At 63.8% G+C, this 10345-nt stretch carries 11 protein-coding genes; 8 read left to right on the top strand and 3 right to left on the bottom strand.

Annotated features, from left to right (window positions below):
* Positions 1 to 624: 624 nt before the first annotated feature.
* Positions 625 to 1023, bottom strand: coding sequence for a hypothetical protein (locus G406_RS0123310; protein WP_156935115.1), 399 nt, complete (start codon positions 1021 to 1023; stop codon positions 625 to 627).
* Between the two features lie 344 nt (positions 1024 to 1367).
* Here G406_RS0123310 and G406_RS49260 point away from each other — a divergent pair, with 344 nt between their 5' ends.
* From G406_RS49260 to G406_RS0123280, 8 genes are all read left to right on the top strand, one after another.
* The gene (locus tag G406_RS49260; RefSeq protein ID WP_211241243.1) at positions 1368 to 2234 is read left to right on the top strand and encodes a TnsA-like heteromeric transposase endonuclease subunit; all 867 of its coding nucleotides are present in this window, start codon (positions 1368 to 1370) and stop codon (positions 2232 to 2234) included.
* Complete coding sequence (locus tag G406_RS49255; protein ID WP_211241242.1) at positions 2227 to 3840, top strand: integrase; 1614 nt, start codon at positions 2227 to 2229, stop codon at positions 3838 to 3840. The genes G406_RS49260 and G406_RS49255 overlap by 8 nt, the downstream gene beginning before the upstream one ends.
* The gene (locus tag G406_RS0123295; RefSeq protein ID WP_156935114.1) at positions 3837 to 4181 is read left to right on the top strand and encodes a hypothetical protein; all 345 of its coding nucleotides are present in this window, start codon (positions 3837 to 3839) and stop codon (positions 4179 to 4181) included. The genes G406_RS49255 and G406_RS0123295 overlap by 4 nt, the downstream gene beginning before the upstream one ends.
* A 192-nt stretch (positions 4182 to 4373) precedes the next feature.
* A complete protein-coding gene (locus tag G406_RS0123290) occupies positions 4374 to 4760 on the top strand; it encodes a hypothetical protein (protein WP_028935629.1) in 387 nt (128 codons plus the stop codon).
* Positions 4747 to 5361 (top strand): hypothetical protein, encoded by a 615-nt coding sequence (locus tag G406_RS54470; RefSeq protein ID WP_051342553.1) that lies wholly within the window; start codon positions 4747 to 4749, stop codon positions 5359 to 5361. The genes G406_RS0123290 and G406_RS54470 overlap by 14 nt, the downstream gene beginning before the upstream one ends.
* 477 nt (positions 5362 to 5838) lie before the next feature.
* A complete protein-coding gene (locus G406_RS57270; RefSeq protein ID WP_156935113.1) occupies positions 5839 to 6969 on the top strand; it encodes a hypothetical protein in 1131 nt (376 codons plus the stop codon).
* Positions 6970 to 7078: 109 nt separating this feature from the next.
* Positions 7079 to 7426, top strand: coding sequence for a hypothetical protein (locus G406_RS57265; RefSeq protein ID WP_156935112.1), 348 nt, complete (start codon positions 7079 to 7081; stop codon positions 7424 to 7426).
* A gap of 355 nt (positions 7427 to 7781) precedes the next feature.
* On the top strand, positions 7782 to 8447 hold the full coding sequence (locus G406_RS0123280; protein ID WP_028935628.1) for a hypothetical protein: 666 nt from the start codon (positions 7782 to 7784) through the stop codon (positions 8445 to 8447).
* A gap of 24 nt (positions 8448 to 8471) precedes the next feature.
* Here the strand turns inward: G406_RS0123280 and G406_RS49245 are convergent, their stop codons facing one another.
* Positions 8472 to 8774 (bottom strand): hypothetical protein, encoded by a 303-nt coding sequence (locus tag G406_RS49245; RefSeq protein WP_156935111.1) that lies wholly within the window; start codon positions 8772 to 8774, stop codon positions 8472 to 8474.
* A gap of 146 nt (positions 8775 to 8920) precedes the next feature.
* Entirely contained in the window at positions 8921 to 9133 is a 213-nt protein-coding gene (locus G406_RS0123270) for a hypothetical protein (RefSeq protein WP_028935626.1), read from the bottom strand.
* Positions 9134 to 10345: the final 1212 nt, after the last annotated feature.

The raw sequence follows: 10345 nt of genomic DNA, 5'->3' as shown, positions 1-10345 counted from the left end.
ATTCCGGCTGCGCCGGAATCCAGTGGGGTCGCGGGCTGCGCCCGCTCCGAAGGTCCATGAGCCCGCCGGCTGCGCCGACTGGCTCTACCCGTTACGACCGGGCTGCGCCCTCATCAGAACACGTACAAAAGCGCCTAGGAGGACGCTGGGCTGCCCTTGGAGAGTTCCGGAACAGGGCGGGGTATCCCGAAGACCATGGGGAGAGGGGGCCGGTCCCACAGCGCGCAACACCTGCCTCCGGACACCCGAGCCGTACAATTCGGATCACCGCTCACTCGTTGCTAATAACAGCATAGCAGCAATACAGCACATAGCAGCAACCAACTATCATAGTCCTATGTGGACGCTAAAAAGCGCGCGATTCACAACACACAGAACAGTCAGTTCTCAACCAAGTTGACCGATTCTCGTCGCACGGGTGCTGGCGAGAATCGCCAGCGTGCATGGTCGGAAGACTGTCTCAGTCAGCGACTTGCGGTGAGGCCTTCACGCACTACCCTCCCTGAGGAGAAGATGGTCCGAGCAAGGTGAACACTTGCTCGGACCACTTCCCTTCCCCGGTCTCACCAGGCGCCGCCATACCTGGGCGGACACCCCCGGGAAGCTCTGCGCCGGTTGGGACGACTACTCCGACCTACCGCTGCCACTGCGGTTGCTCGACACAGCGGTGCTCTCGCCCTTCAGCTCGATGCACAAGATCCCCTCGTCCATCGACGTCACGTATCGACGCGACACACTCGTGTCGATCTTGTAGTACTTGGTGAAAGCAGTCGCCGCGACCAGATACGGCCCTACCTCTGGCCGCTGAGGACGCAACGGGTAGGCATTCAACTTGTCCGCCGACACCGGCCGCAACCCGATGATCTCGGCCTCTGGGTCAAAGAGAAGCTCCACAGCCTCGGGCTCGCCCAAAGCCACCTGCGCGGACTTGTTCAACGACAGCACACCGGTCTTCTGCAACACCGCCGTGGGGTTCTGCGTCAGTGACGCCATCCTCCGTTCGAAGGTCTCAAAGTTCGGCATCACTACCTCCCGTCTGCCCCACTGTCCTGATCAACTTGCCCGCTGTCATCAACTTCCACCACAACTGTAGAGCGTCTCACGCTCAGAACCCACTCAAGAGCCTGTTCAAGTGGCTAAACGGCTGAAGTGACGCGTTCACCGGTGAACCGATCACATAGCTTCACAGACCAGCGGTTGAGCGGTTCTACCAAATGGAGTAAAGCATGGATCTGAAATGTTTAAAATGCTTCAACTGTAAGAGGATCCACGGGCCATAACCGATACTGCTGCCACTGGTCCTCACACGGACGTCCGATGGACGCGACGAAGCCCCCACCTTGAGCGACGAGGAAGATGATCACATGATGTTGGGGGGACATACAGCGGAATCATCAGGGCCCACCGAGCAGTTCGAAGCGCTCTACCTCGACGCCGACGACACCCAACAACGAGTGCCGTGGGACCAGCTGCCAGACATGCTCGATGGGCTGCACCGTGCGGCACGATCGTTCCCGTCCTATCGCGGACAACGCAACTTCCCAGGCTGGTACTGGTCAGCGACACTGCGTCGGCGGATCGGGTTCGAATCCTGGGTACAACGCGATCACCTCGTCGCACTCGACCGTGACCCATCGGTGATCGGGATCGCGGTACGACCGTTCTGGCTGTTGTGGACCGAAGAAGAACCCCGACACCCCACAGACACCCGCAACAGCGGCACAGGCACGAAACCCCGACGGCACGCGCCGGACTTCTTAGCGCTGCTCGAGCACGGTGAAGTACTGGTCCTGGACACACAGCCGACCGAGCCGATCCGGCCGGCCGCCCAGGAGGCATTCGAGGTGACCGCCCGCGCCTGCGCGACGCTGGGCTGGCGCTACACCATCGCCGAACGCCTCGACGAGCTCACGGTCACCAACCAGAAATGGCTGGCCGGATACCGCCACCCACGCTGCTTCACCCCACACATCGCCGAACGGCTCCTCGAGGTCTTCACCCGGCCCAGACCGCTGATGGACGGCGCCGAACTCACCGGAGACCCGCTCGCCACACTCCCGGTGCTCTACCACCTTCTCTGGACACAACAACTGCAGGCAGACCTGTCACTAACCCTGTCCGACCGCACCATCGTGCAGTCAGCCACTCCAACACCCCCGGCAAAGACACCGACGACGGTGGCTCTCGTTAACATCTCGCCGCGCGGCCTGGTCACCATGACCCACGATGGTTAAACGACCGAGCGTGCTGCGTGTCAACGACCAGGTGATGTTCGACCACACCACCCACACCGTCGTAGCGATCTCCGGCGCCACAGTCCGATTGTTGTCCGCGACCGGGACCACCATGGTGATCGCCCTGGCCTACCTACTCGCCGCGCACGACTTCCAGCTTCTCAACACCCCAGAGCACACCACGGACAAGCCAACCACCAGCCCCGCCACAGCAACCGGAACCCCTACAGACCCGACGGCTGTGAAATCGGACGGGACGAGGGTGGAGCCGCACGGGCTGCTCGATGCACTGCCCGAACAGGTGCTGCATGCGGCCCGGGAGTGGGAACGGCATCTACTCGAGCTCGAGACCGGTCAGCCGCCCGCTCACCAGCTCCCCCGCCCTGAGTACGACCCGACGAGCTCGACGTTGGCGCAGCGGGAACGCGCGAAAGCCCACGAACTGAGCGCGACCGGGACCGCGACCAGCGTGCGGACCATCCAGCGGATGCGGCGCCGCTACCACGAACAAGGCCTGTGGGGACTGATCGACTCCCGCCACCTCCCCCAGACGTCTCCTCCCGGCACCCCCACCGACGCTGTTGATGCCCGGGTCATCGCCGCCGCCAAAGCGGTGATCGACGCCCAGACCGTCACCTCGACCGGCACGAAATCCCGCGCGATCCGCCAGATCAAACAACGACTCGACGACGAGCACGGCCCCGACACCGTGGCGATGCCCTCTCGGGCCACCTGCTACCGGCTACTGGATGAGCTGTCCGTCGGGAAATACACCTTCGGCTCCGCGACCACCCGACGACAGACCGCGAACAAACCATCCCGCCCCTACACCCCCACCATCACCGCCCGCCCCGGCGAACAAGTCCAACTCGACACCACCCCGCTGGACGTCATGGCCGTGATGGACGACGGTGTGATCGGCCGCGCGGAACTCGTCCTCGCCCTGGACATCTCCACCCGCACCATCTGCGCCGGCGTACTACGCCCGGTCGGGGCGAAAGCCGTCGACGCCGCGCTGCTACTCGCCCGGGTCACCGTGCCAGAGCCGATGCGCCCGGGCTGGGACCAAGCCCTAGCCATGTCCGCGTCCCGGATACTGCACAGCCGCCTGGTCACCCTCGACGCGCGTATGGCCATGGCCGCGGCGAAACCAGTCATCGTCCCCGACACCGTGGTCATCGATCACGGGAAGATTTTTCTCTCCGAGGTCTTCCAGCGGGCCGCGGACACTCTGGGTATCTCCGTGCAACCCGCCCACCAGCAAACAGCCACTGACGAAGCCACCGTGGAACGCACCTTCGCCTCGATCAACACCCTGTTCTGCCAACACGTCGCCGGCCACACCGGCCGTGACGTCACCCGCCGAGGCAGCGACGTCAACCAGCGCGCGGTCTGGTCACTACCCGAGCTGCAGGAACTGTTCGACGAATGGGTCATCGCCGGATGGCAAACCCGCCCACACGACGGACTGCGCCACCCCTTCAACCCTGATCACGCCATCTCCCCCAACGATGCCTACGCCGCTCAAATCGCCGCCGCCGGCTACGTCCCCATCACCCTGACCTGGCACGACTGGGCCGGACCCAGACCCTGCATGCGGCGATGATGCGCGCCTACACGCTGGAGAACACACCGAGAGGCTTCATCGGGTCCGGCACCGAGGACGACCCGTCCCGCGGGCTGCAAGACCGCCCGGGCGAGGCCGATAGGCAGGCCGACGCCTACGAGATCATCGAGTATCTCGACGCGAACGAGCCTGGTTGGGACGACGGCGGGTGGAACGACCTCGACGTCAACGACTTCATCGACCACAACGAAGACGACGATGCGGCGGTCCTCAAGGAAGCTCACCGGATCCAGCGGCTCGCCGAGAAGTACTCCTCCGAACAGCTGGACGTGCAGCTGGCCCTCACCGGCGAAACCATCCGGCTGGCCGAGATCCCCTGACAGACGACACAGGCGCCGCCCCCAACACCGCCACCGAAGCGGCCGCCGACACCGCCCAAGAGCTGCCGGCCGCGACGTCGGGCGAGCAGATGCAGCGCTCCCCCGATGAACGGCAGGAGGGAGCGCGAGGGAGCGCGGGACTCCGCCCCGCTCGTTACCAGGACCGAAGAGCCGCCGGCCGCCGAGCCGGTGATGTCTGAGGCCGAAGCGAACTACTACGCCACACTCGCCGACCGGACCGCCCCTGATCAGCAGACCGAGCATGTGGCGGACCAAGCCGGCGGGACGGGCACCGGCGCGATGGTGGCGAAGGACGCCACGCACCAAACCCAGGACACCAGCCAGCACCACCGGGACAGCGCCTCGATGACATTCGGGTTCACCGCACCCAGCACCCGCGACCAGCAGACCACCACGGCGCCGCTGACTACTCAGCAGCTGGTCGACCTGGCCTCGGATCGACTCGCACAGCACCAGCCCACCGGCCGAAGCGGACAGGACCGGGCTGCGCAGCTCGCCGGCTGGTACGCCGACACCACGACACAGCAGGACCGGAGCAACCACTATGACGCGCTCTGACCCGCCCGCCGACCAGACCGCCGAGGTGCGAAACCTGGCTGGCCAAGTCGCCGAGCTGCAGCAGCAGATGCGGCAACTGGCCCAGCACCTGATCACCAACAACCCCGAGAAAGCTCCCGCGCAGGAGCTGGTGTCCTGGCTGACCATCACCGACCCCGACGAGGCCACCACCGTGCTCGAGCAACTGCGGGTGTGGCTGGAGCAGGTGTACCTGCGCTACCCCAAAGCCGAGCTGCCCGACTGCTGGGCCTGGCACCCCGACGTCGTGGAAGAACTGTGGTGGCTACGCAACACCTGGTGCGAGGCCTACAGCGGCGATGAACCCTCCTGGCAGAAAGTCGGGGACTGGCACGAGCGCTACCGCCCCGGCGCCCTGGCCCGCATCACCACCGCCACCGGCACCTGTGGCCTGGACGTGCACGCCCGCACACCCACCGAAACAACCGACCGTGCCCTTCACCGACGCCTTCCCCGAGGTCGTGACCGCCTGGACCTCACCGCACCGCGTCAACTGGCCACCCGACCCCACCGAAGACCAACTCCTAGAAGCACGCCGGCTGTTCGACGCCCGATACCCCCGACGCTGACCAGCCACCCCTAACAAGCCCCGCCGGAACCTCTCCAGGTCTCGGCGGGGCTTCGTCGCGTTTGCAGACCATCACACGAATCTATTTCGTTACCAATTACGTTGACCCCGATGAGAAGAATCCGACAGCCTGGCCGAGGTGATCGGATCCGTCACGACCGCGCGCCGCCCCCACGGATCGTCGTCGACGGACGCCACACTGCAACTGCCAAGGCAGCTGCTGCCGGTACTGAACCACTCAGCCGTCAGTACACGATTCTTCCTGCCTAAGAAATCATTGCGCAGCCACGCAACAATTTCGTTATATCACCCACATAGGTGGAACTTGCTTCACTTTCACGCCCATCTCGTTGCTTTATCGAGGGCGTCAAACAGGCCATCTCAACTCGGCACCCTCCGCGCCCATCGGACAGATCGTTCTAAAGGTGGCTGTTGCAGCAGCAGCAGCAGCTGGCTATCAACATCCCCGCTGTAGCTACCAGGAGTGTCTAGTTGAGAACCATGTCCTCTGTTGCTGCGGCAACGGTGGTGAGCGTTGTGACGGTCTTCGCTCCGTCGGGAGCCAGCGCGACCCCCGTCGTCAACGCCGTGCCGCTCATTCCCCTCACCTCACCGATAGAGACGGTGGTTGAGTTTTCCCATCCAGTGAGGCTGGATTCTCTCGCAGCCACTCTTGCTGATTTGAATGTCACACCGACGTCATTTTCCCACATCACTAAAGAGGGAACCGTCGGCGGGGGCGTTAGCCATGGCATGCCACTGAGTACCGTAGTGAAAGAGTACCGGGAAAGTTATCATCGTGTCGTTGACCAGAGCGAACCGAAGATTTGGCGGGTTAGCCTACTAGGCGCGGCACCGAGTGTGACCGCGCGCAGTCTCAGGGACGACGCTGCCTCCGTGACGAGGTCGAGCCCGCGCTTGACCAACTCGACTTTTGCGGTCCCCACCGCGCCGGTTACACCGAACGTGAATCCAAGTCAGGGTTCCCCACCCGCGCCGCCGCCTCCTCCTGCTGACGCCCCTAAGGTTTGGTCGCCAGAAAATGGCCGGGTGGTGACGAGGAACGAATCGGCTGATCCCAGGACAGGCCGGCTGATCGAAAATACACTGACATGGGCAAATCAGGCGTCGATCGATTTTTTCGGCCCCAGAGCCTATGAACATGACTTCAAACTCTTCAATCGTGAGAATTTCAGCCCAGAATACGCGGGAGTGGGCACACGACCTGTCTGCGTTCCGGGGCAGGGGGAAGATTTCTGGGCGGACCGAAACATGGTGTTCTTCGACACCAGTTTTCCGGCGGAGATTAAACCCTATTTCGACACTACAGCCCTTGACGGCTGCGGAACTAGAGATTTTACGGTCGGCATATACCATCCGAAATTGCTGAAGCCTGGCGTCACGTACAACATAAAGGTACTGCCCCGGAGTGGGGTTGAGGACAAGTCACCGTACACGCTAACAGCCCAGATACTGCAAAAGCTGTCGGACGACTGCGACAACAACACGTTCTGTGTCGGAGTGATCCCAGGTGGAGATAAGCAACCTCTAATCGGCGTGACCAAGGGTGTCGCTCCCGAATGCAGGCAATGGACGAAGGGTCGCGACAGTGCGCTTTGCTGACCGGTTGAGCCAGCAGAATCGAAACCAAACTGTGGTGTACGATATATGCCTCCGCACGTAAGTATGATTGAGACATATATCGCACGCTCTCACGAAGGAGGCTGGAACAATGGCTAGAAGCGCCAAGATCAGCGTCTCGATCGGCCTTTTCGTCTTCGTGCTGGGCTTTCTCGGACATATCGTCTTCGCTCCCATCTCGGAAGGCAGCTGTCCGTCCGATACCCTTGCCAGCGGCGAGGAGGTTCCAGAAGGAGCCAACATTCATTGGGAGCCATCGTGGTGGCCTCCTGGGACTCGATGCATCTATAGCATGCCGGATGGCGCAGTCCATGATTTTGTGAATTCGATCAGCCTCAGCCAGTGGGTAGTCCTGGCTCTGCTTGCCCTCCTGGCTTTCGGATTGAGCCAAGGCGTCGCCAAGACTTATCGCAAGATCCGAGGAGAACCGACTCGGTGAGCCCTTCACCCGATCGTCCCCGCGCCACGCTCTGCTTCTATTAGCGTGGAGAAGCACGCCGGCTGTTCGACACCCGGTACCCCCGACGCTGACCAGCCGCCGACGAAGCCCCGCCGGAACCTGTCCAGGTCTCGGCGGGGCTTCTTCATGTCGCAGGCCATCACACAGACAGATTTCGTTACTAATTTCGTTACACAGCGAGTAGTGTGGCTCATCAACAAACGGATGTGTCACGAAATCCGGGGAGGCGAGTTCGGTGATCTGCGCGGGATGCGGGCTGGAGTTGCCGCCGAGCAGCGGCCGGGGTCGACCAGCTCGGTTCCACAACGCGGCCTGCCGTCAACGAGCCCACCGCATGCGCCACGCCGGCCACCACCGCGAACTACTCGCCGCGCTCGCCGAGGTTGAGACGGCGACCAGCGAGCTACGCGCGATCGCCACACGGGAGAACACCGAGTTCCTGCCCGATGCCTTCCACAGCCTCGACCAAGCAGTGACGCAGCTGCTGCGCCGGTTCGCCCCGGCCACCGGCGACCACGAGTCCGACGACCCCGCGATCGGTGACGACTCCCCAGCGCAGACTCCGGACGCCGCCGATCCAGCACGCCCAGCCCTGTCCCTGGTGCGTGACGCTCCGCAAACCGGAGCCGCCGACGAGCCGGCCCCACCGACAGCTGTCACGAAACTGGTGACTAAAAAGGTGGCGCAGCGGGACACGCCGGCCGAGCCGGACGACGACGCGCGGCGAGCTCGGCGAACAGCGCCGCGACCGCGGGTCGATCCGGACACAGTGTGGGTGGACAAAAAGCCGACCGAGGGCGACCGCCGCCGCGTTCTCGCCCCTGGCACCGGCGACGATCCGCTGCTGGTCGGGTTCGTGAAACCGACCTACTCAGCCCTGGGACGCCGCTCCGGATGGCAGGCCCTCACCGACCAACTCATCCCCGTCCACACCAGCGGGCCGTGCCGCACCCAAACCGACGCGGTCGCTCGACTACTCGAGCTGTACCTGCGCGAATAGACCCAGTTCATGACCAGCCGCCGACTACCGGGCGGCGGGCCGTCGGTAGGTGCGCCACCGAGCGGCTCGGCGGCGCAGTGGGGTGCTGACCAGGATCGCGTGCGCCTGCATCACCCGCCGGCCGGTCCCGACCCAATGCAGGCCACCGACGGTAAACAGGTCTTGCTCCAGCAGCTGCAGCACCGCCGCCGCCTCGGCCGCATCGACAGGTTCGATCAGGCCGGTGTTGCCGACGGCCCGCCGGTGCACCGTCGACCCCTGACCGTTGCGCAGCAGTGTGTAGCCCTGCCCGCCCGCCGTCTGGATCACCGACTCGACCAGCCTCATGTCATTGACGACCTGACGGTTACCGGGTTCCACCACCGGCGCCGGCTCGGTGGCGCGGGGTGCGGGTACCAGCGACCCACCGGTGTCGAACAGACCATCTTGGTCTGGCTCGACTGGCGCCGCTGGGTGGCGGGATGCACGGCGGGTCACCACGCCACCTCGATCGGCTCCGCCGCGGTCCCGTCGGCGCGGGCACACAGCGCGGTCCCGTCCGAGTGGCTGAACTCCCCGCCGGCGCGCGGTCGGTCCTCTGGCGGTTCCGGGATGGCCGGCTCTCCACAGCCAGGGCAGCGCAGGTCCTCGACCCGCACGTCGTGGTTGTGCTCGTGGCGGTGGGTGGTGAGTCCGGTGGAGGTCATGTGCGACTCCGGGGCTGCTCGGGTTTTGCTGGCCCCGCTTTGCGGGGGGCAGGTTCCTGGCCTGCCGCTTTTCAAGCCCCGACATGGCCTGCAGAGGCTCCGCGTCGGGGGTTCTGGCTCGTCCGCGCGGGTGGATCGCCGCCTTTGCGATTCGCCCGCGCGGATGGGCCAGGTTCATCGACGTGGAGGGGCAGACCATGCGAGCGCGAGGCCGGCAAAGACAGTCCCGCCAACGGCGGGTCCATTCAGTTCTCGGCCGTGCCGCGGCCTTGAGCGGCCCTACCGTTCGCCGCACACACTGATGCGTATCTGCTCAAGTATTCGAGCGCCCGAACACGACTTGGATTGCCTCGGCTATTGTTGTTACACGGGTTTTGAACTGACGATTTGTCGCAGTGACCTTTCCACCCCGGGAGCTTCCATAGTGGAGTCCTCGGCGCCGGGGCCTCCCGCGGTGTGGAGGAGGTTCGGGTTGATCGAAGGTGAAGGACCCGACAAGAACGAGCGCTTCAAAACGAAGATCGTGAAGGCCTGCAACGTAACAATGCCCGCCCTGATGGTCTGGGGCACCTTGGCAGAGTTGAGGCCCGCCACGATCATCGCGGCGGGCCTCGTAGTGGCTGTCCGAGCTATGGCGTCGCTACCTGCTGGCCGGCGGGATAGACGTCAATAGCTTCTGGCCACTGGGCGGCGTCCTCGGCATGTTCCCGCATGTCTCTGGGCGTCGCCCTCTTGAAATTTGGAGGGCCTGCGAGTGTATGACACTCACGTAGTGCATAACACTACACCTCCACACGTCGCGTGTAGATGTAGTCCGCACAGTCGATCAACCCGAACAATCTGCACACCTTGGTGACCACGGGATTTCGAGAGCAACCGAAGTGACAGCCTCGATTGCCCGCTAGCGTTTAAAGGCGCTTCGCTGTGTATCACACGCACGTTGTGTATGACACCCACTCAAGTACACATCGAGTGGAGATGCACCCCATACAGTCGATCAACCCGAACAATCTGCACGCCATGATGACCACGAGATTCGAGGGCAACCGAAGCTTGCTTCGGACGGCAGCCTCGTTACCGGGCTGGCGTCCTTGCACCCGGGTCAGCGTCGTGGGGCGTGGGACTGTTCCAAGATCGGTGTTTCCGGCCCGACACGCCGGGCTGAGGTCCGGCGGGATGGGCACTGTGAGTGATGACATCGGACCTTGTGAG

The sequence above is a fragment of the Actinospineispora spinosispora DSM 44797 genome, assembly GCF_000429025.1.
Classification (GTDB): Bacteria; Actinomycetota; Actinomycetes; order Mycobacteriales; family Pseudonocardiaceae; genus Pseudonocardia; species Pseudonocardia spinosispora.
Note: the sequence above shows the minus strand (reverse complement) of the source record. Positions and strands in the feature narration are given on the sequence as shown.